The following is a 26419-nucleotide window of genomic DNA, read 5'->3' on the forward strand; positions in this document are numbered from 1 at the left end:
CGCGCTCCTCTCCCAACTCGGGAGGCACATCATGTCCCAGGCACCACACCCGTGTAACACGCTCGAATTGGCCGACACGCCCAACGCCGTGCCCCTGGCGCGGCTGCACGCCGCCGATCTCCTTTCCCGGTGGGGCGTGCCCGCCCAGGCCGCGGAGACGGTACAGCTTCTGGTCTCGGAGCTGGTCACCAACGCCGTGCAGCACCCTCAGGAGCAGGGAGAGAAGACCCAGGTCTCGATCCTCTCGTCGCGGAACACGTCTCGGACCTTCGAGCTGACTCTGGAGATGCTCTGGGACGCCGTGCGGGTGTCGGTCCGGGACCGTGACGCACGGCCGCCCGTCCTCAAAAAGGTCGGAGTCGAGGCGGAGAGCGGGCGTGGGATCTTCATCGTCGCGATGATGAGCAGGAACTGGGGTCACCACCCGGCCGTGGGCATACCCGGCAAGGTGGTCTGGGCCGAGGTCGGGCTCCTCCCCATTGGATGTGTCGGTGAGGACGAGAGGGCTGTACGCCCTCCCGGTCGGCCGCCGTCGGGCGAGCCCGGAATACCGAGGGCCGCGCCGGCAGACCCGAACGTGCTCGGCCGCGTGCTCGTCGGTGTCAGGGAACTCCGAGCCGTGGCGGCGACAGATCGAGTCCAACAGGTTCCCGCAGAGACGAGGGAGACGGCTGTCACCTCGTCACCAAAGTGAGGTTTCCACAGATCCCCTCTCCGGTGTCGGGTGGTGTTCCCCCGCGACGCCCGGCATCGGAGAGGTCCAACTACCCATCATCCTGCAGAGGATGGCGCGTTCGATGTGCCCTCATACCCCGCCGTGTCCCACGGCTGACGCGGCCGACCACGAGGCCGCCCGCGTCTCCACCGCCTGTCACGAGCAGGGGTGGTGCCGCCTCTGCAACGGCGTGGTGCAGTTCGAGGACACCGGTGCGCTGCTGCCGGATGGCCGACTGATCCCGCCCCACCGTGACCCCCTCGCCGGTCGGCCCTCGTGACCACCGTGCACCACCTGGCTAGCGGACCCGTGCTCCGCCTCCCGAGGCCGCAAACCCTGTTGGAACGCCCCCCACCTCGCCACCCACTGACCGTCCTATCAAGGATTTGCCGTGATTCCCGTACCTGTTGTTCTCGATGCCGTTCACGTTCCGCCGCTGCCGTTGGCCTTGAAGGTGAGCGGGGCGCCCCGGCCGATGGTTCGATCCCGTCCGCTGCCGGGGGAGCGCTTCGACGCCAGCCTCCAGGTCCGCGTCGACCGTGACGGAAGCCCGGTGATTCAGAGCGACCAGTACCGAGCATCCAACACCGGGGTCAGTTTTACGCATCTGCGGCCCGGGGACTGGGTCGTCAGCGATGTGGACGGTGCGGCGTGAGCCCGATTCGGACCGACGGCGAAACCGTCCTGGTCATCACCGCCCGTGACTCTGATACCGGGGACGCGGTCACCTTGGCCCTCCAGGACCTCGGTGTCCGCACCGTCCGCTTCGACCTCGCCGACCTAAGCCGCACGGTCAGCGTGAGCGCGCGGTGTGACGGTGGCCAGTGGCAGGGATTGCTCACCGTCAGATCTCGTGCCATCAGACTGCGCGACGTACGGTCCGTGTTCTGGTGCCATCCGACGCCCCCACGGGTCTGGGTCGACGGCATGACCGAGGCGCAGACGCAGTGGGCTTCCCAGGAGGCGCTTGCCGGACTGGCCGGAGTGCTCGGCACCCTGGGCTGCCTGCACGTCAACCACCCGTCTGACACGCGACGGGCGCAGATCAAGGCCGGTGTGGTCGCTGCCGCTGAACGGGCCGGGCTGACCGTACCGCCCACCTGGATCGGGAGCCTCCCGTCCGGCGCCCGGCGGTTCAACCTCGGTGCCCCGGACGGCATCGTCACCAAGACCCTCACCGTCCCGCAGATCACGGAGGGCGACCATCATGTCCGCCCGCTCTACACCACGCCGGTGGTGGACAGCGACCTGGACGCCGTCGCGACCGGTATCACCCACCTCCAGCACCGCGTCGTCACCGACTATGCCGTGCGCGCCCACACCATCGGCACCCGGACCATCGCGGTCCGGATCGACGCGCACACCACGGCAGGCCGGACGGACTGGCGAGCCACCCCCGAGTCCCTGACCTACACGCCGATCACCCTCCCCACCGCGGTCGAGGACGCCCTGAACGCCCTGGTGCAGGGCTACGGACTCTCCTACGCGGCCAGCGACCTCCTCGTGGACAGCCACGGCAGGTGGTACTTCGTCGACCTCAACCCGGCCGGCCAGTACCGGTGGCTGGAGAACGAACTGCCCGACCTCGGCATCACCCAAGCGCTGGCACAGCTTTTGGCCGGAGATCCCGAACGCCCCAGGCGGAACGGCCTCACCGCAGCGGCGTAGCAGATCACCTCCAACCGGACCCATTCCGCACACCGTCTGAAAGGCATTCGATGGCACAGCTGAGGTTCGTCTGCTGGAACCTGGAGAGAAACGGAGCGGGTGACCCGGAGATTCGGCGGGCCGCTGCCGAGACGCTGCGCCGCCTCCAGCCGGACATCGTTTTCCGGCAGGAGATGTCCCGTGCCGACGAGCGCGGACACACGATCTTCAACGAGCAGTGCCGCGAGCTGGACATGCAGGGCGTCCTCGGCACCGGGGCGTGTACCGCCATCCTCTTCAACCTCCGGCGGTTCCACCTCGTACGTGACTGGTCGGGCGACCGAGGCCCGCACTTCGTGCTTCCACCCACCGCGATCACCCTGAGCTTCACGGAGGCCGGACCCGACGCGCCGCCCTTCAACGCGGTCAGCTTCCACTTCGCCTACGCCAGCGCGGACAGCGCCAGCTGGAGGCCGAGTGGACGACGACTTGGGCCGACAAGGCGTGGGAGGCTCCTGACGGCAGCCGCTTCGTACTGCCGGCCATCTTCGGCGGCGACGGTAACAGCTACCCGGAGCCGGGGACGGCGGGCGACCTGCCCCTGCCCGACCTCACCGCTATCCAGGACCGGCCTCACCGTCTCCACCGGTCGCGCCGAGGCTTCGACGGTGTCCGCGTCCCGGACACCGAGCCCGACCACACGCTGCGCACTGCGGGCCTCGAAGACGTCGTCCGCCACTGGGCCACGGCCGAGGGCGGCAACCCGACCGCGCTGGCCCGCACCGTCAACTCCAGCGCGACTCATGGCCCCGACAGCCGGATCGACCGCGTATATGTCGCCACCGGCCTCCTTCCCGCCGTGACCGGCTTCGAGGTGCACGAGGTCCCCCTCCGCGTGTCCGACCACCACATCCCCGTCGTAACCGTCGACAGCAGCGTCTTCGCCGACCTGCTCACCAGCTACACCCGCACCTGATCTTCTGAACTCCGCCGTACGCGCTTGACCATGCAGGCCGTACAGCGGACCAAGCCGGGGTTCCCAGGGAGCAGAGTCCGCGTGCTGCACGGTCACGCAGGACCGCGAACTGAGGAAACGGCGCCTCCTCCGCGCCCCGGTCGATACGGGCTTGAACAACCCGGCCCGACCGGCCCGACCGGCCCGACCGCTCGTCTCCGCCTCAGCTGAGGGCCTGGGGCGGAGACGAGCGGGCCCCGGCAGCGAAACCCGCCCCCTCCTCGATCGAGGCTCGGCGGCACCACCGACCAGCGCCCCGGACTCCGCTCTGCCGGAGCGGCCAACCGAAACCGAACGAAGGAAGTGCACATGAAGACCAGTACCGCCGTGCTCGCGGCAGGCGCATCCATCGCCGCAGTGGGCGTCGCCCAGCTCGTCCAGAGGCACCGGCAGCACAAGCAGCGCAACGACCTGGCGACCTCACTCATCCAGATCGAGTGGCTGTCGCGAGCCTCCAGCGACGAGAAGGAGGCCGCGTACTGGGCACCCGAGGGGATGGAGCCGGCGCAGTACCAGCCGCTGCTGTCCGCCAACCGGATGTTCTGCCAGCTCAGCCTGCTCTACAGGCTCGGTCTGCTCACCGACCGGCAACTGGTCCTGTACGCGGACAAGCTCATGGAGAGCGCTGCTGCCCGCGCCTACTGGGCGCGGTTCGGCGAGCACCGACAGGCCGAGGCCCTGGGCAAGAAGACCGACGAGCGGTTCACCCGGGCCATGAACGAGGCGTTCACCCGGGCCACGATGGTGGCGTAGTGGCCGGCATCGTCATCGGCTTGATCGTCGTCGCGGCCTTCGGCTTCCTCGTGATCTTCGGCGCGAAGTGGGGGCGAGGCCGGTGACGACGCCGAGCCTGGGCTTCCTCCTCCGCCACGCTGTCCGCTATCCCGTCCGAACGACTCGCCGCAACAACCACAAGACGATCGACGCCACGGGCTGCGGCCTGGGACTTCTGATCGTGGTTCTCGGCTTCAGCGGCCTGGTCGCGACGTGGGTGGCCAGCATGATCCTTCCCCTCCTCATTTGACCCGGTCGTATCTGCCCAGCCCCCCCGCCTGGCAGATACGACCTTCCGAAGGGGCCCCTCCGGCTCCGCAGATGATCCCTGCGGAGCACGACAACCGGAGGGGCGCGGCACCGCTGCGGATCAGGCCGCGCGGAGCCCCGGTCGGCCGTCGACCTGAAGTCGGCGGCCGACCGGCCCGACCATCGCGCTCCATCCCACATCGTTCAGGAGGCATCGTGCAGAACCGCTCCGCCCTGTCCGAACTCATCGGCGCCAAGGTCCTGGTGACCGGTGGCGCGGGGCTCATCGGCTCCCGGATCACCGCTCGGCTCAAGCAGCTCGGAGCCCGCCCGATCGCCCTGTGCAACATGAACGCCTACCCCGAGCACGTGTACTCCGGCGTGTTCGGCGTCGACACCACCCACGCGGACACGGTGATCGGGGATGTACGGGAGACCGCCCTGGTGCGGAAGCTGGTCGCCGAGTCGGACTACGTCATCCACGCCGCCGCCCTCGCGGACGTCGCCGCCTGCACCCGGGAGCCGGCAGAGGCGATCGACGTCAACATTGCCGGTACCCAGTCCGTCCTGGACGCCGTCGCCGCGAGCCACCGCGTGCGCCGCATGGTCTTCGTCTCCTCGGCCAGCGTCTACGGAGACGGAGAACCGGAGGAGACGGAGAGCCGCGACCTGCTCGCCATGCGGCAGCTCCTGGAGAGCGTCCACGGCCGGATCCCGCGCCAGTTCCATGAGTTCGACTCCATGCGCCCGGTATCGGTGTACGGCGCCGCGAAGGCGTGGGGCGAGCAGCAGACCGCGATCGTGCTGGGCCAGGTTGGCATCTCGTACAGCATCGTGCGGTACTTCTCCGTGTACGGGGAGCCGCAGACGATCAAGCCGAACAGCCACTCCTGGGTCGTCGCCTGGTTCGCCGCCCGCGCCTCGCTCGGCCTGCCACTCCACCTGAACGGAGGCGGCGGCCAGGTCAGGGACCTGACCCACGTCGAGGACATCGCCGAGGGCACGCTGCGCGCCCTGGTCAGCCCCGGGGCCCACAACGAGACGATCAACATCGGCACCGGCATCGCCACCAGTATCCGGGACGTCGCGGAGCTGGTCCGGGCCCACTACCCGGACACCGAACTCCTGGAAACGCCCCTGCCGGCCGACGACCCGCTCGGCGGCTACGCCTCGGTCTACCGCATGGAGAACGTCCTGGGCTGGACACCGAAGGTGCCGCTTGCGGACGGGGTGGAGCGCTACGTGCAGTGGCTGCAGACCACGCCGCAAGCAGCCCCGGACTGGCTCTCGCAGACAACACCCATCTAGAGGCGTTGAGTTCGGCCCCGGCTATGCCGCTTGGCGTCGAGCGTCGTCCCGCCTCGCGAGAGCGGAACCCTCCAAGACCTCCCACCACGACCAACTCACGGAGAGTCCGTCCACCATGAAGCCCCTTCTGCTCGGCAAATTCGTCACCGCGCCCGCCTACGGACAGCTCGCCGCCACCTCGTACGGGCGCCTGCACACCTACGACCTGGCCGACTTCCTTGCTCGTTGGCCGGAGCTGCACGAAGAGGCCCTCGCTCTGCTCGGCGACAAGCGCATCCACCCGACCGCGTACGTGCACCCGCAAGCCATCATCGGGGACGACGTCATCATCGGCCCGGACGTGAAGGTGCACGAGTTCTCCACCGTACGCAAGGGCAGCGTGCTGTGCGCCGGGGCCTCGGTCGGCTTCAACTGCGAGGTGACCTCCGCGTTCGTCGGCGAGGGCGCGGTTCTGGGCCATCGCATCGGCATCAACCGCACGATCGTCGGCAACCGAGCGCACCTGTCGGCCGGGGTAACGGTGGCCGCCATTGCGGTGAGCGCCGACATGTCCGCGCCGGAGCGCGAGATCCGCCTGCGCACCGAAGGCGGTGCATACCGGTGCCGGACCACGCAGTTCGGCGCGGTCATCGGCGACAGGGTGCAGACCGGGAACAACATCAGCCTGGGCCCCGGCGTCCTCGTCGGCCGCAGCAGCCAGATCGACAGCGGCGTCACCCTCGCCATCCGCGCCGTCCCCGACAACTCCGTCGTCGCGGCCCCGCACACCGCACAGACGCGCATCCGCAGCCGCAACGCGGGCGTTGAGGGGATGCTCCCGTGACCGCGTTCCCCAGGATTCCTGTTGCCGGGCCCGACGTTCTGCCTCCCCTGCACGTGGCCATCGGCGCCGATCGTGCCGGTCAGGAGTACAAGGACGCGCTCGGTGAGTACCTGCAGCATCACCACTTCGTCGCGTCTGTGCTCGACGTCGGCGTACACCTCTGGACTGAAGAGGCGTACCCGCATATCGCCGAGGCGGCTGCCCGGCACGTGGCCGAGGCCACCGTCGACAGGGCTCTGCTCATCTGCCACACCGGCCTCGGAATGGCCATCGCGGCGAACAAAGTGCCCGGCGTCCGCGCCGTCACCGCCCACGACTCCCTGTCCGTGCGGGCCTCCGTGCTCTCCAACAACGCCCACGTCCTCACCTTCGGCGCCGGAATCATCGGCCTGGCCCTGGCCAAGCAGCTCGCCGAGGAGTGGCTGGCCTGCCGCTTCGACCCGGCCGCGTCCGCCGCCCGCAAGGTCCAGATGATCCACGACCTGGAGTGCACCGGCCGCATCATCCCCCCGCCCGTTTCCTGACCGTATGAGGAGAGCGCCGATGCCGACCAACCGCAGCACCGTTCCCCGCACCACCGCAGCCCTGAAGATTCCCTTCGAGCCGGCCCAGGGCGGCTGGTACACGGGAGCCGAGCACGACGCCATCCGCATGGCCATGTCCAGTTCGGAGGACTGGCGCACCGGCTGGCGTGGTGGAGAGTACGTCACCAGCTTCGAGGACGCCTTCGCCCGGTACACCGGGGCGAGTCACGCCCTGGCGTTCAACTCGGGCGGCACCGCGATGGAGATGGTGCTCCGCGCCTTGGAGCTGAAGCCGGGGGACGAGGTGATCTCCTGCGCGATCAACTTCGTCGGACCGCACATCGCCGTCATCGGGCAGGGTGGCCGACTCGTCCTGGCCGAGCCGGACCCGGTCACCCTCAACCTCGACCTCGCCGACACCGAGCAGCGGATCGGCCCGCAGACGAGGGCGATCCTGGTCACCCACTGGAACGGCGCGAGCGCCGACATCGGCCGCTTCGTCGAGCTGGCCGCCCGCCACCCGCACCCGGTGCATGGGCCGCCGGTCGTGATCGTGGATGCCGCCCGCGCCTGCGGCGGCCGGACCCCGTCCGGAGCCCGCGTCGGGTCCGAGGGCTGGGCGACGGTGTTCTCCTTCGAGTCCAAGAAGCTGATGACCACCTTCGGCCAGGGCGGCATGGTCACCACCGACGACCACGTCCTGGCCGAGCGGCTGCGCGGGCTACGGACGTACGGCGGGCGCGCGGGTTGGGGCACCAACCAGCTGCTCACCAAAGCCCAGGCCGCGGTCGGACTGATCCAGCTCGCGCGCCTGGACGAGATGAACGCCGCCCGGATCACCCGGGCTCACGACCGTACGGCGGCCCTCGCCGACATCCCCGAACTGACCCTTCCTCCGACGCTCGACGAGGGCCTGCACCTCTACTACCGGCACAACCTCCTGGTCCCCGAAGCGTGGGCGGGCCGGGGCCGCGACGAGCTGATGGACGTGCTCGCCGACCGGTACGGGGTGGGCAGCATCGTCTCCGACCCCGTCACCTACCTCGGCCATGACCTCATCCGCGCCCACACCGCCGGCCAGCACTGCCCGCGCGCCAAGCAGCTCGCCGCCCGCCTGCTGTGCCCCTGCCTCCACCCGCAGATGACCGAGGACGAGGAGGCCCAGGTCCGCAACGCGATCCGCCGAGCTGTCGCCGGCACCGCCCAGCTCCACCCCGTCATCGTCAAGGAGAACGGCTGATGTCTCAGCTCCGAGCGGAAATCGACGGCATCCGCGACCGGGAGATCCACCTGGTGGACCCGTACGAACCCAAGGACCCCGATGGACTGCTGCGGATGGTCTTCATGATCCCGTACGGACACGCCTTCAGTCTGATGGGCAACGGCCCCATGGGGTTGCACGATCTCATCAACCGTACGAAGGACGTCCCCGCCGTCGCCGAGCGCGCCCTGCACTACGAGTGCCTGATCCACGAGGGAAACCGGGTGACCACGCCGGAAGGGGAGGTCTACCGCAGCATCGAGTCGCCCTTACCCGTCGGCACGGCGGACGTGATCGGCGTCTCGGTCATCAACTCCGGCAGCCTGCACTCCGTCTTCCAGCAGCTCGACCTCGCCGGAGTACCCCGCCGCAGCGCCGACCGGATACCCCGCGAGCACCCGCTGATCGTAGGCGGCAACTCCGGCCTCGCCGACCCCGAGCCCATGGCCGACTACCTCGACGTCATCGCCCTCGGCGAAGCCGAAGAGTCCCTGCTCGAACTGCTGCGCGTCGTCCACGCGCACCGCGAGGAGCGAGGAAGCGGCGTCAGCCTGTACGAGAAGCTGGCCCGCATCCCCGGCCTGTACGTACCGTCGCTGTACACCTGCGCGTACCTGCCCGGCGGCGGCGTCGCCGCGGTCACCCCGAAGAAGATCACCGTCCCCGCGAAGGCTAGCCCCGCCTACCTCCCCGTACGGGAGCTGCACCCTGCCCACTTCGTCTACCCCAAGAGCGACGGCACCGCCGCCGGCATCCACCCCACCCTCGGCTGCCGGCACTCCTGCGACTTCTGCAACCTCGGCGTACCCCCGTTCCGCCACGCGCCCATCGACATGCTCAAGGACTACGTCGACCGGCTCGAAGCGCGGAAGATCCGGCGGATCATCATCAGCTCGCCCACGTTCACCCAGTACCGTCACCGCCGCGAACTCCTGGACCACATCAGCGCTTACGCCCGCCGGGCGGCAGCCGAAGGGGAGACGGTCACCACCATCATCGGCTCCATCCGGGCGGACGAACTCACCGCGGACTACCTGGAGTCGGTCACCGAACTCGAAGAGTTCGGGCACCTGTTCACCGAGCTGAACCTGGACCAGGCCCGGGGCATCATCACCATCGCCCCCGAGTGGGCCTCCCCGGACCTCGTCGCGATGTACGGCAAGACCCAGCGCCGCGAACGCGTCGACAACGCCATCGAACTGTGCCGCAAGAGCAAGGACGTCAACACCGTCATGCTCTATTTCATCGTCGGCGCCCCGGGCGAGCGCGACGCGGACCGCCTCGCCATCGCCGACTACGCCCAGGACGTCCTGGACCGGCTCGGGCACCCCGACGGCACGGTGATCGTCAAGCTCCACCAGTTCATGCCCAAGCCCGGCACCGCCAGCCAGCGCCTGCGGATGAGCGACCCTGACCTCGTCCACACCTACACCGCCCAGATCGAGGACCGCCTGCGCGACCTCGTCGGCGATGAGAAGTTCGAACAGCACTTCCGGGTCCTCGACCTCGGCGCCAGCCATATGCACCTCGAAGTCATCTGCTCGCGAGGCGACCGCCGGATCGGGCTGGTCCTGGAAGACCTCTACGACGCGAACATCGACCTGCACACGGTGACCAAGGACCAACTCGTCGAGGCCCTCGCCCGGCGCGGCCTGTCGTACGACCGCCACCTGCGGCACATGGACGAGCCCGTCCTGCCCTGGCACACCCTCAACCACGTCAACACCACCGCCGAGCACCAACTGGCCACCGCCCTCTACGAGCGCGAGAGCACCCTCACGTGAACGGCTTCCCCCTCCACCCGGGCAAGCACGCCCTGCCCGCCGTACCCGACCCGGCCGAGCACGCCGCGTACGTCCGTACCACCGACCCGGAAGCGGACCTTTCCACGCTCGACGGGGTGGTCCTCCTCTACCAGGGGCGGCTCCTGGAGCACGCGCTGCGTACGTACCGCACCCGCCTGTGCCCGGGGTGGGTGCGCGGCGACCTGCACCTGGTCGAGGACCAGGGCCGTATGTTCGCTCTGTGCGGCGGCTTCGGCCTCGGCGCCCCGGCCGCCGCCCTCGTCGTCGAGCAGCTCGCCGCGCTCGGCACCCGGCGGATCATCACCGTCGGCACTGCCGCCTCCCTTCAGCACGGGCTCGGCCCCGGCCACCTCGTCGTGGGTACGAGTGCGCTCCGCGACGAAGGGCTCTCCCACCACTACCTGCCCCCCGGCCGTACGGCCTCACCCTCGCCCGTCCTCACCCGGTACCTGACCGAAGCGCTGGCCCCGTACGACGTACCGGTCACGCGCGGGCCGATCTGGACCACGGATGCCCCGTACCGCGAGACAGTGGCAGAAGTCGATCGGTACGAAGCCGAAGGCATCCTCGCCGCCGACATGGAAGCCGCCGCGGTCTTCGCCGTGGGCCACTGCCGTACGGTCGCCGTCGCCACCGTCCTCGCCATTGCGGACTCCCTCGTCGACCGCCGCCCGCGCCGGCACTCGCCGGACACCGAACACGCCCTTCACAGGGCGCTGGCCGCAGCGGCGCAGGCGCTCCACACCTCCACGGCGTCACCGCCGACCCCCGGCGAACACTAGGGTTGAACTCCTAGTGAACAGAAGCAGAAGGGCACCCTTGTGAGTACCGGCGCCTCGCGTCCCACGGTCGGCGCGGTCGTCCTGACCATGAACGACCGGCCCGAGGAGTTCCCCCGGGCCATGGCCTCGCTCCTCGCGCAGGTAGGCATCGACCTCGACGTCGTCGTGGTCGGCAACGGCTGCGAACCCGAACAGATCCCCGCAGGCGTCCGTACGGTCACGCTGCCCGAGAACGTCGGTATCCCCGAGGGCCGCAACGTAGGGGCCGACAGCGTCAAGGGCGACCACCTCTTCTTCTTCGACAACGACGCCCACCTGCCCGACACCGCCACCCTCGCCCGGCTCGTCGCCGAACTCCACCGCGACTCCCAGCTCGCCTACGTACAGCCGCGCATCAGCGACCCGGTGAGCGGTGAGACCCTCCGCCGCTGGGTGCCTCGCCTCCGGGCCTCGGACCCCACCCGGCCCGGCGTCGTCACGGTCATGGCCGAGGGTGTGGTGATGGTCCGCCGCGACGCCTACGACCGCGCCGGCGGGTGGCCCGGTGAGTTCTTCCTGTTCCACGAAGGCGTCGAGCTGGCCTGGCGGCTGTGGGACCTGGGATGCACCGGCCGGTACGTGCCGGACATCGTCGTCCACCACCCCGCCACCAACCCGGCCCGGCACGAGACCTTCTACCGGCTCAACGCCCGCAACCGCGTCTGGGTCGCCCGCCGCAACCTGCCCCGCCCCCTCGTCCCCTTCAACCTCGCCACCTGGAGCCTGATCACCCTGTGGCGCATCCGCGACCGACAAGCCCTCCGCATCACGCTCGCCGGCTTCCGCGAAGGGCTCGCCGGCGGACAGGGCCCGAGGCAGCCCATGTCCTGGCGCACGGTACTCCGGCTCACGGCGGCCGGGCGACCGCCCGTCTTCTAGCCTCCCAGGGCGTCTCCCGCACCCGCGTAGCCAGCTGTCCTGTGGCACTGAAGGTTGAGTGTTCTCGCTGAACCTTGGGCGTGAGGATGGGGCCGACCTCAAGTCGGCTGTCGCCTTTCGTCCGTCACCCGGGCGACCCGCAGGAAGCCCCACGGGTCCAGGTGGTCCCGAGGAGGGCGATCTCCTTGCCCCTTGGGGGTCGGTCGCCCTCCTCGGCGCGGAGGCCCCGGCTCCGCGAACCTCAGCCGGCCGGGGTGTACGTCAGCGCCACGCAGCCGTCGTGGCCCTCGGTCCCGTCCTTCGAGGGTTCCTGCGTCGGCTGGTGCCCGCCGGAGTTCCCCGCTCCCTTGCCGCCGTAGCCGCCCTGTCCGGCGAAGGGGTTGCAGGCCATCCCGGCTGCCGAAGTCTGACCGGCCTTGCCGCCGCGCCCGGGGTGGTTGCGCGAGGCGTCCCCACCCGACGCACCCGACTCCCCCGGGGTCAGCACGGCCCCGGAGCCCTCGCAGTGAGACCTCTGCGTGCTGCCGCCCGCCCCGGCCGAACCGCCGTAGCCGCTCTGGAACGATCCCGACGCCTCACCGCCGTGCCCGGGGTCCCCGGCCGAGGCGACCAGCAGCGGACCGGCCTCGAACGGGTCACCCTCGGCCTTGCCGATGGCCGTGTCCATTCCCCCGGCACCGGCCTGGCCGTTGTTGTACTTCCCGCTGCCGCCCTTGCCGCCCGCACCGCCGCTGCCGACCGCGACGAGGAGGCTGCTCCCGGCTTCGACGGGGATCGTGCAGGTCACGGTCGCACCGCTGCCTCCGCCACCGCCGCCCGCCCCGCTGAGCGAACCGCTGTTGTTGCCGCCCCCGCCCGCACCGCCGCCGCCGGCGCCCACCGCCGTCACCTTGATGCTGCTCACGCCCTCGGGGACCGTGAAGGCGTGCTCCCCGGCGGTGTCGAACGTCTGGGTGACAGGTTCCGGAGCCGCCGACGCGGGGCTGGTGGGCACCAGCAAGGCCGCCACTGCCATGACAGCGACCTGCGCGGCGCGCATCGGTGACGAGGCGGAGTTGAGCCTCATAGGGAAAGACCTCCATGCCGTAGCGAAACTCAGCTGTGCAAAGCCAGCCTCACCCAACCAACTCTGGAACACGGCCATTTGGACGCCACCGGACGCCAAGATCACCCCATCGAGGCAGCCTTCGCTCACCATCCCCGTGTTTGAACAGCGACTCGCTCCGTCAGGCGCTCGGCACCGGATGATCAACGATCACAGAATCGCTTTGCCCTGGGGCGACTCGGCACCTTCATCAACAGCTGGTACCTATCCGTCCGACAGGGGCCATCCACCTCTCGCGATCTACCAGGCTGGTCAGCACGGGCGTAGGCCGTCACTCAAACTTGAATGAGATCGCTCAGCCTTCAATGGGACAGGACAAGGTCGCTCGCTACGGGCAGCGGATTCGCCCCAACCGTTCTTGTTAGACGGTCCGTTCAAATGCCCCCGCTTCAACTAGGCGAGAAGGAAGTACGTTTAACTGTGGCGGATCGTCGGATTTAGTTGGCAAAGTTCGCGCGGTGAAATAGGCGTAACGTTTACAAGTCTCGCCTGCCCAGAGGGCGACTCCAAGATCAATCATCATGCGTGGCCTGCCATTTGTGATCTTGAGTTGTTCTTGTGATCAACTGCGCTTGGGTGATCTTTGTAACATGCACTCCTCTCATGATCGCTTAATCTCCCTTGTACGCTTAGGCGCGACAGCGTGTGCCGGTCGACCACCGTGCGCATCGAACACAGGCTTCAGGCTGCTAGCGCCTCGCGTACGCGTTTAGGTATGAGGCTGGTAGTGAGCATGAATGGAGCGACTATGCGTTGGCGTAGGGACCCTTCACGGCGCGCCCTTGTAAGGGAATGTGAGGGGAAGCTGGCCGATCTCCCTATACCGACCCCCTTCAGCGTCGAGACGCTGGTGCGCAACATGGAAGACGTATTGGGACGCCAGATCCAGTTGGCTCCACTGGACGACCCCGACGGGGGTCTGGGTACAGCGTGTGGCCTTCGGGTAAAAACTCCCGAAGTTACCATAATCCTGTATCGGCGCCGCTCAAGTCGTAATCAAACGGAGCACATCATCCTCCACGAGATCGCGCACGAATGGATGGACCACGGTACCTCCCTTACAGCGGCCGAGGTTGAGAGATATGTTCCCGAACGCATCCGTCAGGAAGTTGTTCGACGTTTCCCGTCGGCCTTGGTCCAAGCGCGTGTTGATTTCGACAGTATTGAGGAAAAGCAAGCCGAGCTTTCGGCGTCATTGATTAAGCGACTGGCGCGTCGTCAGTCGGCTACGGGAGACGACGTGATCAGCCTTTTGGAGTATTCGTTGGCTCATCCAGTCGCCCCACCGCGACGTCGACGCTAGCTGCGCCCGCCGTCAATCCTCGCAATGACCCTCTAATGGCGAGTCTGCACTCTGCAGAGCCCACGTGTGGCAGCAGGTGTGGCACGCATGGATATCGACTGATCCTGTGCTCGACTTCTTCAAATGCTTCACTGCGGCAGTAATGACGCTGATCTCCATATGGAGATTCCCGGCCGTCAGATATGGCGATGCGCACCGCAGGGCACTCTGGGGTGGCTATGCCGGATTTTCGGTCGCTCTATGCCTCTATACGCCAGCAGCAATGGACGCAGTGGGCCAAATTCCTGTGGTCGACCTGAGCGCTCTACTCCGGCACTTTGCCAGTACAGCGGCGATCATGGCCGCCCTTACGTACGTCGCCACTAGCTACGGTAAGACCTCTGAGGCTTTCGTGCCAAGGCACGTAGAGGTCTCACGCTGGATCGCCCGCGCGTCGTACAGGGCCGGAGCGGTGGGTGTAGTTCTGCTCGCAGTCCTATTTTTCACCGTGGTGAAGCGGGATCGGCCGAGCGAAGATTTCCTCATTGACCATGCTGGGCAATGGGGGGTCGCGGTCTACATGACTGTCTTCTATTTTTTCCCGCTAGTTACCACTGCAGTCTGTGGCTATCAGTGGACTAGGGTGGCACGCCGGGCCGAAAGTACGAGCATGCGTATCGGGCTGGGCCTGATGGGTTTCTCCATGTGGATGGGGCTGGTCCATACGGTAGCCCGAATCACGATTCTCTGGGGCGCCGTAATATTTCCTCTCAGCGAATCCACCGTGCAGCTCCTTGTTGATGCCACCGCAATCTGGATGAACCTCCTTTTCATTATCGTTGCCGTAGGGGCGAGCATCCCGACAACCCGCGCAGCTGCGGCGCGTTGGAAGACATTTCGAACTCTATACCGGATCTATCCGCTCTGGTTCGACCTGGTTGAAGCCTTTCCCGGAACAAGCCTTTATCCGCCCGGTCGACGCATCAGGGAACTCCTGCAGGTGCGCGTCCCCATTGACGTCCGTCTGGACCGATGGACGCAGGATATTTCCGATGCTTGCGAGAAACTGCGTTACTACGTTCCGTGCGACCTAATGTTCGCTGCGGAAGACCTGGCATCCGTACATTCTGACCCTGGCCCCACTGCGGAGGCATACTGGGTAAAGGCCGGACTCCTGGCAGCTAATGATGAATCCGCCCGTCCGTCTTCAGCTACTCTTCTGAGAGATAAGCCCTTCGTCGACACCGATAGCGAGGCTGCGTGGTACGTGCGAGTTAGTGCAGTCTATTCGCAAATCGATACGGATCAGGCCCAGAGGGTTCTTGACAAATCTCAGAAGCTGGAACCATCGTCCCGAAATTAGCTCCATGGGGTGGCGCACAGCCATATCCGTGCCAATGTTCACGGCGTGTGCGTCTTGTCACTCAAAGATGCGATCTTAGCTGGCTGGCGTGAGATTCGGCACCACATGCTGCGTGGTCTCGGCTGATACCGTGGGCTAGGCGGACAGAAGTTTTTTTGCCCGCCCCGTAAGCGCACTTCCTGGCCTGCGACGCGCAGCTTCTGCGACCGCCTCATGTGCCGGGCCGCGACGCTGTCCTGTTGGGACAGGCGTCCGAATCTCAGCAATGGAGTTCTCCGCATGTCCAACCGCCGTACTGGCCTCATTCTTGATTTCGGAGGCGTTCTCACCACCCCCCTGCTGCCCGCAGTGTTGGCGTTCGAGGTGCGTGAGGGGCTTCCGCGGGGTGCATGCCTCACTGCCTTGTACAAGGACCCGGAGGGCGTCCGGATCACCAGCGATCTGGAGCGCGGCGTGGTGTCCCAGACGGAGTGGAACGAGTTCGCCGGCAGGATGCTGAATGTGCCGGCGGACGGTCTGATGGGCAGGATCTTCGGTGACCTCCGCCCTGAGCCCCTACTGATCGACGCTGCCGCAGCGGCACGGCGAGCAGGCATCAAGGTGGGCATCCTGTCCAATTCGGTGGGATTGTCTCCGTGGGACCTGTACGACGGCTACGAGCTGGAGAAGCTGTACGACGTCGTCGTGATCAGCGAGCAGCACCTGATGCGCAAGCCCGACCCTCAGCTTTTCGAGACCACACTCAAGCTCATGGGGCTGCCGGCCGAGGAGTGCATCTTCGTCGACGACACCGAAGCGTACGTTCAGGCAGCGGAGCAGCTTGGCCTCGCGGGAGTGCACAACCAGGACCCCAAGCAGACGGTCGCCACCCTGTCCGAGCTTCTCGGCGTTGACCTGGCTGCTTCCTAGATCGGCTTCGATCTTCGTCTGTTCGAAGGGACTACGGCTCAACCTCCGCAGAGGTTGAGCCGTAGTCCCTTCGCGTTCCCGGTCCGAGTTCTGCGGTGCGCGGCCAGAACCGATTGGCCAGAGGCTGGTCGGGGCACCGGGCATGCTCCAGGCGGTAGCGCCGCGACAGTCCGCGATGTCGCCTGCCGGTGGCGTCACTCCTCGTCTTGAACCTCGGGCAGCTTGTGCCTCAGTTCTCCGACGAGCCTGTTGATGCCGGCCATCATCTCGACGGTCAGTCCTTCGCTGTTGCCGCGTGCGGCCAGACCGAGGACCTGTCCCTGGTGGATCGAGCCGATGAAACGAATCGCCTCCAGGAACTCCCGGACCAGGGGAGTCAGCTCGGCGTCATCCCCGAACAGCCAGGGGGGAACCTGGAAGGCGTGGGCGAGTCCGTCACGCACTTCATCCGACGCCTCGGTTGCCGTACCTTCGCGCAGATGGACGATGTCCTCGGTGGTGACGACTGCCGCTGGCGCGTAGTGATTGACGAGCCGCGCGATCTCCGCGTCGGAGAGCGTTTTCTGGCCGGTGGGGCCGTACTGCAGGAGGAAGTTGATCTTTTCCCCGATCGTGCGGGGCGCGGTCTCCTGGTCGTCACGCAGGGATGTGGGGCGAATCCCGAATGAGCGGTCCTGGGCCGAGAGCAACTCGTCTTCGGTGACGCCGTATGCCGCCGCGAGCGGCCGCACATAGTTGTCGTTGAGCCTGCGCCGACCGGACTCGGCATTGCTCACCGGGGCCCGACTCGTCCTGATGATCGCGGCGGCCTCTGCCACGCTGAGACCGGCGTCGCACCGCAGAAGCTGTAGGTCCGGCGGGCCCTCGTGGGGAAACAGTTCGTCGAGCGGCTGACGGAGCGCCGACGCGATCACCGGCAGCTTCTCGCCCTTGGGGAAGTCTTGTCCCGATTCCCATCGCGCGATGGTGGGGCCGCTGACGCCCACCATCTTGCCCAGCTCCTTCTGGTGCATGTCCCTTTGCCGGCGGACAGCGCGCACGCGGCTGCCGTCGAACTGGCGTGGGGGCACATGAACTCCTGCGAGATGGCGATGGGGCTGGCGTCTGGGGCAACTCTAATCCAGAGTTGATGCATACGCGAAACTGACGTACGTTTCCGTATCGCGCCTGTTGATCGGGCCCACTCTACGGTGTCAGCCCTTGGGGGACCTCTGTCCATTTTTCTCTGCCCATGACCGCCCGCACAACGGGCGCTGGGAGCGATGCCCGGCTGGAGCGGAACGTTCTCGACATCGCCTGTCCGGATCCAGTCGAGGGGGCGAGTCGACGGCAATTTGATCTTCCGGGCAACGGGATGGACTTGTCTGTGGGGGTCTACGTATGTTCGTCGTCCCCCCGCCGGGCAGGGCCCCGGGGAGGGGACGACGACCACCGGAAAGGAGACGGGACGGATGACGGAACACGACCCGTGACCTGGCTCGAAAAATGAAACCGGCGCCCGGGAGATACCAACTCCCAAGCGCCGGGCTGGCACCCCAAAGGATGCCAATCACACATCACGCGGGCAGCAGGGCTTCTTGCACGAGACCGCCGCACCGCGCTCCTACGAACAACGGAGTATCGCATGCTCGCCACGCCGAGCGGAACCCCGGCCTGCCCGGACGACGACCGTCCGCGCCGCCTCGCCGCCCAGCTCGCCGACATGATCCCGGGGGCGGCCACCATCCGGGTCAGCCTCACCGACCCGACGCAGACGTGGCCTCATCTGCACGCCGTCGTCAAGGACGAGGCCGGGAGGACCATAGAGCTGAGCCGTCCCACCGCCAGGATCGCAGCCCGCTGGATCCTGCGGGTCTGGCCGGAGGCGGACTGGGTGCGCCCGCACACCTTCTACCTCGTCGACGCCACCCTCACTCGCAGTGACCTGGTCGCCGCCGATCGGGGCCGCTGACATGGCCCGGATCCGTTCCATCAAACCGGAGGCGTTCACCTCCGAGTCACTCGCCGAAGTGACGGTGGAGGCCGAGCGGACCTTCTTCGGCCTGCTCACCCAGGCAGACGATCACGGTCGTCACCGGGACAACGCCGCGATCATCGCAGGGCTCCTCTGGCCCCTGCGCGCCGAGCACACCTCGGTGCATGTCGAGGACGACCTTCACCAGCTCGCGAACGCCGGTCTGATCTGCCGGTACACGGGATGCGACGGCCGCCGGTACCTCCATGTCGTGACCTGGTCCCAGCACCAGAAGATCGACAAGCCGAGCCAGTCCCGCCTGCCCTCGTGCCCGCAGCACCAGGCCGACGACCGGTGCACACCCTGCAAGGGCTCCTGCACTCGGCGGACCCAGAGCTCGTCCACCACTCCCCGAGGACTCGCCGAAACTTCGGGGAGGGCACCCCGAGCCCTCGATCTGCCTCCCGTACCCGCCTCGATGACGCCGGACCACGCAGACGAGCCCGCAGCCGACCAGCAGGAGGATGCCGACGGCGCGATCAGCGGACCCGGGCGGGCTGGAGCTGAGAGTGCAGGTCAGAGCGCGTTCTCAGAGGACTCTCCGAACCTTCCCCGAAGCCTCTCCGAAGGCTCGGCGCCTGGATCTAGGATCTTGGATCCTGGATCTCTTGTCCCTACGGGGCGCACAGCGCCCGCAGCCGGCGTCTCCGCCAAGGACCTCGTCGGCGAGTACGTCGCCGGTTGCGACGAGCGCCCCCCGAACGACGTGATTGGGCACCTCGGGCGAATCATCAAGAAGCTCCTGGGCGAGGGCATCGCGCCGGAGCACATCCGGGCCGGGCTGGCGAACTTCGCGGCCAACCCGAGGCACCCGAGCGTGCTGACCAGCATGGTCAACGAGGCGATGAACGCTCGCCCCGGCGGTTTGGCGCGGCCGGGAATCCGGCCTAACGTGCCCGCCCACCAGGCATGGACCAACCCGGCCAACGCTTCCGTCGCCTACGCCGAGGAGCTGTGATGCACACCCGTCACCGCGAGCCGCAGCTCCTCGGCAACGAAGGCACCCTGGAGCGCATGGCCAGGATCCTGGCCGCCCGCAACATCGACCCGGCCGACGCCGCGCTTCCCGATGACCCCGAGCCGTACTCCCCGCTCGACACCCTGCTGGCCGGGATGCCCCCGCGCTACCAGGCGGCTGTCGCCGACCACCCCACGGTGCTGGACTGGGTCCAGAAGGTTGCCGAGGCGGCCGTCGCCCCCAGCCGGGGAGCCCGGCGGCAGGTCACCACCGGGCCTAGCCTGCTGATGGCCGGGGTCGTGGGCGCGGGCAAGACGCACCAGGCGTACGGCGCGATCCGAGCGCTGGTGCAGAGCGGGATCGGCGTGCGCTGGCGCGCAACCACCGCTGCCGACCTCTACGCCGATCTCCGTCCCCGGCCCGGGGGCGATAGCGAGCGGGAGCTGGCGGCCGTCAGCCGGTGCCCGCTCCTGATCATCGACGACCTCGGCGCGGCCAAGGCCAGCGAGTGGGTCGAGGAGACCACGTACCGGCTGATCAACCGGCGGTACAACTACGAACTGCCCACGCTGATCACCACCAACCTGGCGATCAGGGACCTCCGGGCCTACCTCGGCGACCGGGTCGCCTCCCGGCTCGCGCAGATGACCACCCGGGTCGAGTTCGAGCCCGTCGACCGCAGACGCTACAGCGCCGCCGCCTGATCCGCCCCAGGCCGCGTTTCCCCCGGGGCACCGCCCCGGCCTCTTCCCGACCCAGCGCACCTCTCCGCCGACGCCCCTGCGCGCGGAGAGCGATCGGAGCAACCCCGCATGACCAGTACGACGAACAGTCCTGCCCGCCACCGGGCGCTCGGCGACCACACCTGGCAGGCCGACGCCGTCTGCCGGAGCACCGAGTGCAACGCGGTGGACCCCGAAGTCTTCTTCCCCGAGCCCGACGAGACCAACAAGATCGCCGCCGCCAAGGCGCTCTGCGGCCAGTGCCCCGTCCGCCGCACCTGCCTGGACGCCGCGCTGGAAGGCGGTGACACCGACGGCATCCGAGGCGGGCTGACCGAGGAGGAGCGCGGGCCGCTCCACGCGAAGATCGCCCACCGGCTCGACTACAGCCGCGTCAACGACACGATCGCCGGGCGCGATGTCCACCTCACCACGGCCGAGCGCCGTGCAGTCGTCCTCGCCGCCTTCCGCCACGGGGTGAGCGAACAGCGCCTGGCCTGGCTCCTGAAGATCACCGAGGAGCACGCCCAGAAGCTCTACCGCGAACTCCGCCGAGCCCTGCGCAACCGGGACCTGGACCAGCCCGCGACCATCCCGGCCTCCGAGGCCGTCGGCGAGCGCCATGACCGTGACGACTTCGGGACGGCGGCATGACCATCACGAGCGCGCCGAAGGCGGCGCACATATCCGGCTGGGACCGCGCGGCCGTGATCGCCCTGGGCGGCGCGGGGTGCGCCCTGTCGTACGACGCCCTCCAGCAGATGGCCGTCGCCATCCACATCCGAGGGCTGTTGACCTTCGTCTTCCCGCTGGTGATCGACGGGTTCATCGCCTACGGCGTCCGCGCGCTCCTGGTCCTGCGCGAGGCCCCGCTGCGCGCCCGGCTCTACGTCTGGACACTCGTCGGCACGGCCACCGCCGCCAGCATCTGGGCCAACGCCCTCCACGCGGTCCGGATCAACCAGGACGCGGTCGCCGGCACCGGCCTCCGGCTCGGGGACACGGTGGTCGCGGTGCTGTCCACCATCGCCCCGCTTGCGCTGGCCGGTGCTGTCCACCTCTACATCCTCATCGCCCGGGGGCCGACCAAGGGCAGTGACCGCGAAAATCTCGGTCACCCCGGCCAGGCCCACCAGGGCACCGTTGGCGAGGTCACCCGGACTGACCGAGTCGGTCAGCAGCCGGCTGCCGGTCAGGTCGCCCCCGGTCAGCCGGTCACCGCGCTGACCGACCGGACGCCACTGTCCCTGGACAAGAAGGTTCCCACGCCTCGGTCACTGACCGGGGACACGAACCCGGCGGACAGCCCGGTGCCGGTCACTGGCCAGCGCCGTCAGCCGCACGAGCCCGCTGACCTGCCCGGACAGCCGGACACGGGGCGGCCGGTCACTGACCGCGCCGCCGACCCCGCCCCGGTCACCGGTGACCAGGACAGTCCGGCGGCGTATTCCGGTCACCCGGTCACTCCTGAGTCGGTCACTGACCGGGGTGCCCGGACACCGGGTGGCCGACGACCTGACCCGGACACCGAGGAGCTGCTGAGGATCGCCCGGTCAGCGGTCAGGGCCGAGGACAAGCTGACCCGCAAGGTGGTCGCCGATGCGATCCGCGGTCAGCAGATCCCGCTGTCCAGCGACACGCTGACCGCCCTGATGGCCCAGCTCCGCACTCAGCACGGACAGCCGGTCACCGCCGCCCGGCCCTGACCGAACTTCCACGGGGCGGATGACCGGCCCGGTCACCCCGGCCGGTCATCCGCCCCGGACACGCCTCCCGAGTAGAAGCGGAGTACACCTGATGCGCACTCACCCTGCTACGCCCGCCGAAGTCGACTCCTGGCTGACCGTCCTGCACCAGCGCGGTCACCTTCACCGCGCTCAGTCCGGTCCGGACAGCAGCTGGATCGTGCAGCGCGAGCAGCACGACCGTCCCTGGACCCTGCACCACCCGGTCCTGGCCATGGACTGGATCGAGGAACTGGTCCGCGAACTCCAGCAGCAGGACCCGGAGACGAGTCGGTGACCTCCGACGACCCGGCGGTGGTCACCGCCGGACAGCAGCGTGACCCTACGACGGCTCCTGGCGGAGCAAGCTATCGCGTACGACGGTCCTACGGCCCGTCGTACGCACTTGCCCCCGCCCCGGAGGGCGGGGGAAGCCCGGCTGGTTCCCGAGCGAGGGCGCTCGGGAACCAGCCGGGCAACCGGCACCAGGGGGCGCCGGTTGCCGGGGGAGAAGCCGACCGCGACGACCACCGCGAGCAGCCGAGCCCGAGCACACCTGCCTTCCCCGACCGCAAACCGCGCCGCCGCAGCCGCAACCCCAGTGAGCGCACCCGCAAGACGACCACTCGCCTTGCCGACACCGAGCACGCCGAGATCGCCGCCGCCGCCAAGCAGCGTGGCGTCACCGTCGCCCGCTTCCTCGCCGGTGCCAGCCTCGCCGCCGCCCGCGGTTCGACCGCCCTGCACACCAACGAACGCTTCGATGCGGCCATCGATGAACTCGCCTCCCTGCGAACTGCCTTGGCCCGAATCGGCAACAACATCAACCAGATCGCCTACATCTACAACAGCGGCGGACAGCCCCGCCCCGGCGAACTCGACCACGCCCTGAGCGCGCTGCTCCGGCTCCTCACCCGCGTCGACGACGCGGCGAACAACCTGGTGAACAGGCGGCTGTGATGGTTCCCGACATCGGACGCGGCTCCCGCACCCACGGACTGCTTGTCTACCTCTACGGCCCCGGAAGGCGCGAGGAGCACACGGACGCGCACCTCGTCGGCTCCTGGGACGGCTTCGCCCCCGACCCCGGCCGCGACACCAGCCCCGATCCCGATCCGAAGGTCACCCTCGCCCGCCTCACCGCCGCCCTCGACCTCCGGGTCAAGCAGGCCGGAGACCGCGCTCCCGCCCAGCACGTCTGGCACTGCTCGGTCCGTACCGCTCCCGGGGACCGGCGGCTCTCCGACGAGGAGTGGAACGCCGTCGCCCAGCGCATCGTCCACGCCACCGGCATCGCCCCGGACGGTGATCCCGACGGCTGCCGGTGGATCGCCGTCCGCCACGCCGAAGATCACGTCCACATCGTCGCCACCCTGGTCCGGGGCGACCTGCGCAACCCCCGACTGAACTACGACTTCAACAAGGCCCAGGCCGAATGCCGCCGCATCGAGAAGGAGATGGGACTGCGCCGCCTCAACGCCGGGGACGGCACCGCAGCGAAGAACCCCACCAGCGCCGAGAAGTTCAAGGCCGAACGCACTGGCCGCCCCGAGACCTCCCGCGAGACGCTTCGCGAAGCCGTCCGCCAGGCCCTCGCCGGAGCAGACGACGAGAAGGAGTTCTTCACCCGGCTCCACGACGCCGGCCTGCGGGTGAAGGTGCGCCACGCCCCGTCCGGTGACGCGCTCGGCTACAACGTGGCCCTGCCCGGCGACCGCAACCGCCACGGCGAACCGGTCTGGTACCCCGGCTCCAAACTGGCCCCCGACCTGTCCCTCCCCAAGATCCGCCTCCGGCTGGCCGACAGCACCGCCCTGCGTACGACGGCCCCGGCTGCCAGCGGCCGGGCGGATAGGTCCGCGCCTGCCAGGGAGCGACGCAGCGCCACCGGCATCGCCGAACGTGCCGCCGTCCTCCTCGACCACGGTGACGACGGAGAAGCCGCCGCGCAGCTCGTCGGCGTCGGAGAACTCCTCGATGCCGTCGCGCAGACCTCCCCGGCCGCGACCCGCACCGAGCTGGCCGCCGCCGCCCGAAACTTCGAACGGGCGACCCGCAGCCACGTCCAAGCGGAACGCGCCGACACCCGGGCGCTCCGCTCCGCCGCCCGAGGCATCGTCCGGGCTGGCGGCGCCCTCGGCCGAGGAGAGGACGGCGGCACCACCGCCATGCTCCTCTCCACCCTGGTCCTGGTCACCCTCGCCGCCGCCCACTGGCACTCCGCCCGCGGACACGCCCAACAGGCCCACGCCTCCCACCAGGCCGCCGAGCACCTGCGCACCGCCTACCGCCAGGCCGCCACCACCCCGATGCGAACGCTGCACGACCAAGGCCGCGCCCTTCCTGACACCCAACGCCGGAGGTACGAGACCACCATCCGCGCCGCCCTACCGGACCACGGCGTACGAGGAGATGGTGTACCGGCGAAGACCGACGCCCTGGCCGCCACCCTCGCCCAGGCCGAGCAGGCAGGCCACGACCCCGAAGCTCTCCTGCGACAGGCCATCGACATGCGCGAACTCGACACCGCCGCAGACGTGACCGACGTCCTGGTCTGGCGCCTGCGCCGCCTCGCCCAACTCCCTGCCCACCCGCATGAAGCAGCCTGCCGCCCGCAGGCCGACACCTGCCCGACCAAGACCTCGGCCAGGGGCACCGGCCAACGGAACGCACCCGCAGCGGCGCCGCGTCCTGCCGCCTCCGACCCGCGCAGCCGCCCACCGCGCCGCTGACCAGAACGCCCGGAACGCCGGACACCGGCCGACCGGACCCCACGAAATGCCTGGACAGCCGGTGGAAGTGGCTGTTACGGATGAAACAGGAAGCCCTCGACCGGGAGATGACCCTCGTGCTCAGAACCACCGACCGCACCACAGAGCCGACACCCACGCTGCCTGTCCTCCCCGCTGGCACCGACCCCCTGCTGCACTTCCAGTACGAGACACAGCCGGCAGACGGCCCCGGCGCGACCCGCTGCGTCAGCCACCCGCACGAACTCGCCCTCGCCGGCATCCCCGCGATGTGCTCGGCCTGCCGCGCCCGACGCGACTGGCTCCTGATCAACCACGGCCGCAACGTCTGGGTCCGCTGCCGGTGCGGCAACCAGTGGCTCGAACCCGAGATCAGCCGCGCCGACTTCGATGCCCTGATCGCCAGCCCGTACGGGACGACCTACCCGAGCGTCGAGGAGGGCCTGGTCGCGCTCGGCTTCGACGGCGCCTTCGCTGGCATCTACCTGGAGTAGACGAACAAGGAGCTGAACGCCGAGGGGCGCCACCGATACGTCGGTGGCGCCCCTCGGCGTCCAAAGGAGGTCAGCCCCGCTGGGTGTTCTTCGGTAGGCCGCCCCGGAAGTCGCATCCGGGGCACTCATCTTCACCATGGACATGGCCTTCGTACCAACCGTGGACCGCCGCGTGCAGGATCGCCTCCTCGACCAAGGCTTCGCCGTTGCGGACCGAAGAGATGGCGTTGCTGACGATCATTCTGAGAACGGCGTTGTCCGGTGAAGGGAACGGCGGGGACGGCATCGGGGAGTCGCTCATGCACCGGATACTAGGGGCGACTGAGCCATCATCCAGCAGGATCGGATTTCGGGGGGAGCAGGCCCGCCTTGGTCAGGCGGTGGATGCTGAGCCGGACGGCGGCCGGACGAAGACCGACCTCGTTCGCGAGAGTCTCGACGGGCTGGTGGGGAGATTGCCGGAGGTGGCGAAGGACAGTGCGGTCGGTCGCGGCATCCTGGGAATGGCTGATCAGGTAGGCGCCGACGCCTCCGGCTGTGACGGTGAACAAGGCGACGGCGCAGAGGCCGAAGCTGTCCTGGGCGGCGGCGACGATGGCGGTGACCGCACCAGCGGCGGTGACCACGAAAGCACCGACGAGAGGGTTGTTCATGACGATCCTGTGCTGGGACACGACGGAGCCGGTGAGCTGTGCAAGTCGTTGCGGGACCCCCCCCGACTGGCTTCCAGCCCCGGAACGTGGACGACTTCCAGCGGGCCGGTCCGACACGCTGTCATCGTCGGGACGAGCGTACGCGTACGCCCGTGGGCGGGGACGTACGGCAAGGCCGCCCCTGCCTGAACGGTGCGGGGCGGCCATCTGCGGTTCTCGAGTCAGACCTCGGAGAGGCGGTTGGAGGCGGCGAGGGCGTTGGTCGCGAACGCGAGTGCGGCGCACAGGCCGGTCACCTCGTGGACGGTCGGACGCACCAGGCGCGGCCAGTCGTCCGGGGCGCCGGTCCAGGAGGCGAGATGCACCTCGGTGGTGGCCAGGCCCAGGTGGGCGGTGACGTCCCAGCCGGTGAGGGAGGCGGGCTCCCAGAGCAGACGGATGCGCCCGAGGGGAAGTCTGGAGGTTCCGGCGGCGAGCCAGGAGACGTCGAGTGAGCCGTCGGGTCGGGCGGAGACGCGCTGGACCAGCGCGCCGCGCACGCCGTCCGGCATCGGGCGCACAGCGAGGCCGCGCAGCGGAAGGACGGATGAGGAGCGAGGGTGCAGCGAGATGAAAGCCTCCGTG

The 26419-nt window shown here is 68.6% G+C and carries 30 protein-coding genes; 25 read left to right on the top strand and 5 right to left on the bottom strand.

What is annotated here, in order from left to right:
* The first annotated feature begins 31 nt into the window (after nt 1-31).
* The 13 genes from A3Q37_RS13275 (at nt 32) to A3Q37_RS13335 (ending at nt 11821) form a co-directional block, all read left to right on the top strand.
* Nucleotides 32-694 (top strand): ATP-binding protein, encoded by a 663-nt coding sequence (locus A3Q37_RS13275; RefSeq protein WP_079137772.1) that lies wholly within the window; start codon nt 32-34, stop codon nt 692-694.
* 103 nt (nt 695-797) lie between these two features.
* Nucleotides 798-995 carry a DUF5999 family protein gene (locus A3Q37_RS37755; protein ID WP_079137773.1) on the top strand — a complete coding sequence of 66 codons (198 nt, stop codon included), beginning with the start codon at nt 798-800 and terminating at the stop codon, nt 993-995.
* 195 nt (nt 996-1190) lie between these two features.
* A complete protein-coding gene (locus A3Q37_RS13280; protein ID WP_141693567.1) occupies nt 1191-1370 on the top strand; it encodes a hypothetical protein in 180 nt (59 codons plus the stop codon).
* Nucleotides 1367-2383 (top strand): MvdC/MvdD family ATP grasp protein, encoded by a 1017-nt coding sequence (locus tag A3Q37_RS13285; protein ID WP_065482970.1) that lies wholly within the window; start codon nt 1367-1369, stop codon nt 2381-2383. The genes A3Q37_RS13280 and A3Q37_RS13285 overlap by 4 nt, the downstream gene beginning before the upstream one ends.
* A 1303-nt stretch (nt 2384-3686) precedes the next feature.
* Nucleotides 3687-4130, top strand: a complete 444-nt coding sequence (locus A3Q37_RS13295; RefSeq protein ID WP_065482978.1) for a DUF6082 family protein — start codon at nt 3687-3689, stop codon at nt 4128-4130.
* Between the two features lie 82 nt (nt 4131-4212).
* A complete protein-coding gene (locus A3Q37_RS13300) occupies nt 4213-4401 on the top strand; it encodes a hypothetical protein (protein WP_065482987.1) in 189 nt (62 codons plus the stop codon).
* A gap of 215 nt (nt 4402-4616) precedes the next feature.
* Nucleotides 4617-5708, top strand: a complete 1092-nt coding sequence (locus tag A3Q37_RS13305; protein ID WP_065482990.1) for an NAD(P)-dependent oxidoreductase — start codon at nt 4617-4619, stop codon at nt 5706-5708.
* Nucleotides 5709-5823: 115 nt separating this feature from the next.
* The gene (locus tag A3Q37_RS13310) at nt 5824-6531 is read left to right on the top strand and encodes a transferase (RefSeq protein WP_065482993.1); all 708 of its coding nucleotides are present in this window, start codon (nt 5824-5826) and stop codon (nt 6529-6531) included.
* Nucleotides 6528-7055 carry an RpiB/LacA/LacB family sugar-phosphate isomerase gene (locus tag A3Q37_RS13315; protein ID WP_065482996.1) on the top strand — a complete coding sequence of 176 codons (528 nt, stop codon included), beginning with the start codon at nt 6528-6530 and terminating at the stop codon, nt 7053-7055. Before A3Q37_RS13310 ends, A3Q37_RS13315 begins: the two co-directional genes overlap by 4 nt.
* Before the next feature lie 19 nt (nt 7056-7074).
* Nucleotides 7075-8295 carry a DegT/DnrJ/EryC1/StrS aminotransferase family protein gene (locus A3Q37_RS13320; protein ID WP_065482999.1) on the top strand — a complete coding sequence of 407 codons (1221 nt, stop codon included), beginning with the start codon at nt 7075-7077 and terminating at the stop codon, nt 8293-8295.
* Nucleotides 8295-10100 (top strand): radical SAM protein, encoded by a 1806-nt coding sequence (locus tag A3Q37_RS13325; RefSeq protein WP_065483002.1) that lies wholly within the window; start codon nt 8295-8297, stop codon nt 10098-10100. Before A3Q37_RS13320 ends, A3Q37_RS13325 begins: the two co-directional genes overlap by 1 nt.
* Nucleotides 10097-10903 (top strand): nucleoside phosphorylase, encoded by an 807-nt coding sequence (locus tag A3Q37_RS13330; RefSeq protein WP_065483005.1) that lies wholly within the window; start codon nt 10097-10099, stop codon nt 10901-10903. The genes A3Q37_RS13325 and A3Q37_RS13330 overlap by 4 nt, the downstream gene beginning before the upstream one ends.
* A gap of 39 nt (nt 10904-10942) precedes the next feature.
* On the top strand, nt 10943-11821 hold the full coding sequence (locus A3Q37_RS13335; RefSeq protein ID WP_065483008.1) for a glycosyltransferase family 2 protein: 879 nt from the start codon (nt 10943-10945) through the stop codon (nt 11819-11821).
* Nucleotides 11822-12062: 241 nt separating this feature from the next.
* On the opposite strand, the gene A3Q37_RS35630 is transcribed toward A3Q37_RS13335, so the two are convergent.
* Nucleotides 12063-12887 (bottom strand): hypothetical protein, encoded by an 825-nt coding sequence (locus A3Q37_RS35630; RefSeq protein ID WP_065483010.1) that lies wholly within the window; start codon nt 12885-12887, stop codon nt 12063-12065.
* Nucleotides 12888-13785: 898 nt separating this feature from the next.
* Between A3Q37_RS35630 and A3Q37_RS35640 the strand changes: the two genes are divergently transcribed.
* The 3 genes from A3Q37_RS35640 to A3Q37_RS13345 all read left to right on the top strand — a co-directional run bounded on the left by A3Q37_RS35640 (nt 13786) and on the right by A3Q37_RS13345 (nt 16480).
* A complete protein-coding gene (locus tag A3Q37_RS35640; protein ID WP_255311801.1) occupies nt 13786-14229 on the top strand; it encodes a hypothetical protein in 444 nt (147 codons plus the stop codon).
* Nucleotides 14230-14335: 106 nt separating this feature from the next.
* Complete coding sequence (locus A3Q37_RS35645) at nt 14336-15571, top strand: MAB_1171c family putative transporter (protein WP_079137777.1); 1236 nt, start codon at nt 14336-14338, stop codon at nt 15569-15571.
* A 279-nt stretch (nt 15572-15850) separates the two neighbouring features.
* Nucleotides 15851-16480 (top strand): HAD-IA family hydrolase, encoded by a 630-nt coding sequence (locus A3Q37_RS13345; protein WP_065483018.1) that lies wholly within the window; start codon nt 15851-15853, stop codon nt 16478-16480.
* Between the two features lie 194 nt (nt 16481-16674).
* On the opposite strand, the gene A3Q37_RS13350 is transcribed toward A3Q37_RS13345, so the two are convergent.
* Nucleotides 16675-17550, bottom strand: coding sequence for a helix-turn-helix transcriptional regulator (locus tag A3Q37_RS13350; RefSeq protein ID WP_065483021.1), 876 nt, complete (start codon nt 17548-17550; stop codon nt 16675-16677).
* A gap of 554 nt (nt 17551-18104) precedes the next feature.
* On the opposite strand from A3Q37_RS13350, the gene A3Q37_RS13355 reads away from it, so the two are divergent.
* From A3Q37_RS13355 to A3Q37_RS13395, 9 genes are all read left to right on the top strand, one after another.
* Entirely contained in the window at nt 18105-18431 is a 327-nt protein-coding gene (locus A3Q37_RS13355; RefSeq protein ID WP_065483024.1) for a transcriptional regulator, read from the top strand.
* Between the two features lies 1 nt (nt 18432).
* A complete protein-coding gene (locus tag A3Q37_RS13360; protein ID WP_065483349.1) occupies nt 18433-19452 on the top strand; it encodes a hypothetical protein in 1020 nt (339 codons plus the stop codon).
* Nucleotides 19452-20156 carry an ATP-binding protein gene (locus tag A3Q37_RS13365; protein WP_065483025.1) on the top strand — a complete coding sequence of 235 codons (705 nt, stop codon included), beginning with the start codon at nt 19452-19454 and terminating at the stop codon, nt 20154-20156. Before A3Q37_RS13360 ends, A3Q37_RS13365 begins: the two co-directional genes overlap by 1 nt.
* 108 nt (nt 20157-20264) lie before the next feature.
* Nucleotides 20265-20828: a WhiB family transcriptional regulator gene (locus tag A3Q37_RS13370; protein ID WP_065483028.1), complete on the top strand. Its 564-nt coding sequence runs from the start codon at nt 20265-20267 to the stop codon at nt 20826-20828.
* Entirely contained in the window at nt 20825-21880 is a 1056-nt protein-coding gene (locus A3Q37_RS13375) for a DUF2637 domain-containing protein (RefSeq protein ID WP_065483031.1), read from the top strand. Before A3Q37_RS13370 ends, A3Q37_RS13375 begins: the two co-directional genes overlap by 4 nt.
* A 91-nt stretch (nt 21881-21971) precedes the next feature.
* Complete coding sequence (locus A3Q37_RS13380; protein WP_065483034.1) at nt 21972-22196, top strand: hypothetical protein; 225 nt, start codon at nt 21972-21974, stop codon at nt 22194-22196.
* The gene (mobC, locus tag A3Q37_RS13385) at nt 22193-22858 is read left to right on the top strand and encodes a plasmid mobilization protein (protein WP_065483037.1); all 666 of its coding nucleotides are present in this window, start codon (nt 22193-22195) and stop codon (nt 22856-22858) included. The genes A3Q37_RS13380 and mobC overlap by 4 nt, the downstream gene beginning before the upstream one ends.
* Entirely contained in the window at nt 22858-24630 is a 1773-nt protein-coding gene (locus A3Q37_RS13390; RefSeq protein ID WP_065483040.1) for a relaxase/mobilization nuclease domain-containing protein, read from the top strand. The genes mobC and A3Q37_RS13390 overlap by 1 nt, the downstream gene beginning before the upstream one ends.
* A gap of 80 nt (nt 24631-24710) precedes the next feature.
* The gene (locus A3Q37_RS13395; protein WP_255311802.1) at nt 24711-25142 is read left to right on the top strand and encodes a hypothetical protein; all 432 of its coding nucleotides are present in this window, start codon (nt 24711-24713) and stop codon (nt 25140-25142) included.
* Nucleotides 25143-25212: 70 nt separating this feature from the next.
* Here the strand turns inward: A3Q37_RS13395 and A3Q37_RS13400 are convergent, their stop codons facing one another.
* The 3 genes from A3Q37_RS13400 to A3Q37_RS13410 form a co-directional block, all read right to left on the bottom strand.
* Entirely contained in the window at nt 25213-25443 is a 231-nt protein-coding gene (locus tag A3Q37_RS13400; RefSeq protein ID WP_065483043.1) for a hypothetical protein, read from the bottom strand.
* Nucleotides 25444-25471: 28 nt separating this feature from the next.
* Nucleotides 25472-25795 (bottom strand): AsnC family protein, encoded by a 324-nt coding sequence (locus A3Q37_RS13405; RefSeq protein WP_065483047.1) that lies wholly within the window; start codon nt 25793-25795, stop codon nt 25472-25474.
* A 221-nt stretch (nt 25796-26016) separates the two neighbouring features.
* Nucleotides 26017-26346, bottom strand: coding sequence for an esterase (locus A3Q37_RS13410; RefSeq protein WP_065483050.1), 330 nt, complete (start codon nt 26344-26346; stop codon nt 26017-26019).
* Nucleotides 26347-26419: the final 73 nt, after the last annotated feature.

It is taken from the genome of Streptomyces sp. PTY087I2, assembly GCF_001687325.1.
Taxonomy (GTDB): Bacteria; Actinomycetota; Actinomycetes; order Streptomycetales; family Streptomycetaceae; genus Streptomyces.

Excerpts from the sequence above, each read along its gene's own strand:
- A3Q37_RS13275 (WP_079137772.1), top strand. The coding sequence starts at position 32 with ATGTCCCAGGCACCACACCCGTGTAACACGCTCGAATTGGCCGACACG.
- A3Q37_RS37755 (WP_079137773.1), top strand. The coding sequence starts at position 798 with ATGTGCCCTCATACCCCGCCGTGTCCCACGGCTGACGCGGCCGACCAC.
- A3Q37_RS13280 (WP_141693567.1), top strand. The coding sequence starts at position 1,191 with ATGGTTCGATCCCGTCCGCTGCCGGGGGAGCGCTTCGACGCCAGCCTC.
- A3Q37_RS13295 (WP_065482978.1), top strand. The coding sequence starts at position 3,687 with ATGAAGACCAGTACCGCCGTGCTCGCGGCAGGCGCATCCATCGCCGCA.
- A3Q37_RS13310 (WP_065482993.1), top strand. The coding sequence starts at position 5,824 with ATGAAGCCCCTTCTGCTCGGCAAATTCGTCACCGCGCCCGCCTACGGA.
- A3Q37_RS13320 (WP_065482999.1), top strand. The coding sequence starts at position 7,075 with ATGCCGACCAACCGCAGCACCGTTCCCCGCACCACCGCAGCCCTGAAG.
- A3Q37_RS13325 (WP_065483002.1), top strand. The coding sequence starts at position 8,295 with ATGTCTCAGCTCCGAGCGGAAATCGACGGCATCCGCGACCGGGAGATC.
- A3Q37_RS35630 (WP_065483010.1), bottom strand. The coding sequence starts at position 12,887 with ATGAGGCTCAACTCCGCCTCGTCACCGATGCGCGCCGCGCAGGTCGCT.
- A3Q37_RS35640 (WP_255311801.1), top strand. The coding sequence starts at position 13,786 with ATGGAAGACGTATTGGGACGCCAGATCCAGTTGGCTCCACTGGACGAC.
- A3Q37_RS13345 (WP_065483018.1), top strand. The coding sequence starts at position 15,851 with ATGTCCAACCGCCGTACTGGCCTCATTCTTGATTTCGGAGGCGTTCTC.
- A3Q37_RS13355 (WP_065483024.1), top strand. The coding sequence starts at position 18,105 with ATGCTCGCCACGCCGAGCGGAACCCCGGCCTGCCCGGACGACGACCGT.
- A3Q37_RS13360 (WP_065483349.1), top strand. The coding sequence starts at position 18,433 with ATGGCCCGGATCCGTTCCATCAAACCGGAGGCGTTCACCTCCGAGTCA.
- A3Q37_RS13365 (WP_065483025.1), top strand. The coding sequence starts at position 19,452 with ATGCACACCCGTCACCGCGAGCCGCAGCTCCTCGGCAACGAAGGCACC.
- A3Q37_RS13370 (WP_065483028.1), top strand. The coding sequence starts at position 20,265 with ATGACCAGTACGACGAACAGTCCTGCCCGCCACCGGGCGCTCGGCGAC.
- A3Q37_RS13375 (WP_065483031.1), top strand. The coding sequence starts at position 20,825 with ATGACCATCACGAGCGCGCCGAAGGCGGCGCACATATCCGGCTGGGAC.
- A3Q37_RS13380 (WP_065483034.1), top strand. The coding sequence starts at position 21,972 with ATGCGCACTCACCCTGCTACGCCCGCCGAAGTCGACTCCTGGCTGACC.
- A3Q37_RS13390 (WP_065483040.1), top strand. The coding sequence starts at position 22,858 with ATGGTTCCCGACATCGGACGCGGCTCCCGCACCCACGGACTGCTTGTC.
- A3Q37_RS13395 (WP_255311802.1), top strand. The coding sequence starts at position 24,711 with ATGAAACAGGAAGCCCTCGACCGGGAGATGACCCTCGTGCTCAGAACC.
- A3Q37_RS13400 (WP_065483043.1), bottom strand. The coding sequence starts at position 25,443 with ATGAGCGACTCCCCGATGCCGTCCCCGCCGTTCCCTTCACCGGACAAC.
- A3Q37_RS13405 (WP_065483047.1), bottom strand. The coding sequence starts at position 25,795 with ATGAACAACCCTCTCGTCGGTGCTTTCGTGGTCACCGCCGCTGGTGCG.
- A3Q37_RS13410 (WP_065483050.1), bottom strand. The coding sequence starts at position 26,346 with ATGCCGGACGGCGTGCGCGGCGCGCTGGTCCAGCGCGTCTCCGCCCGA.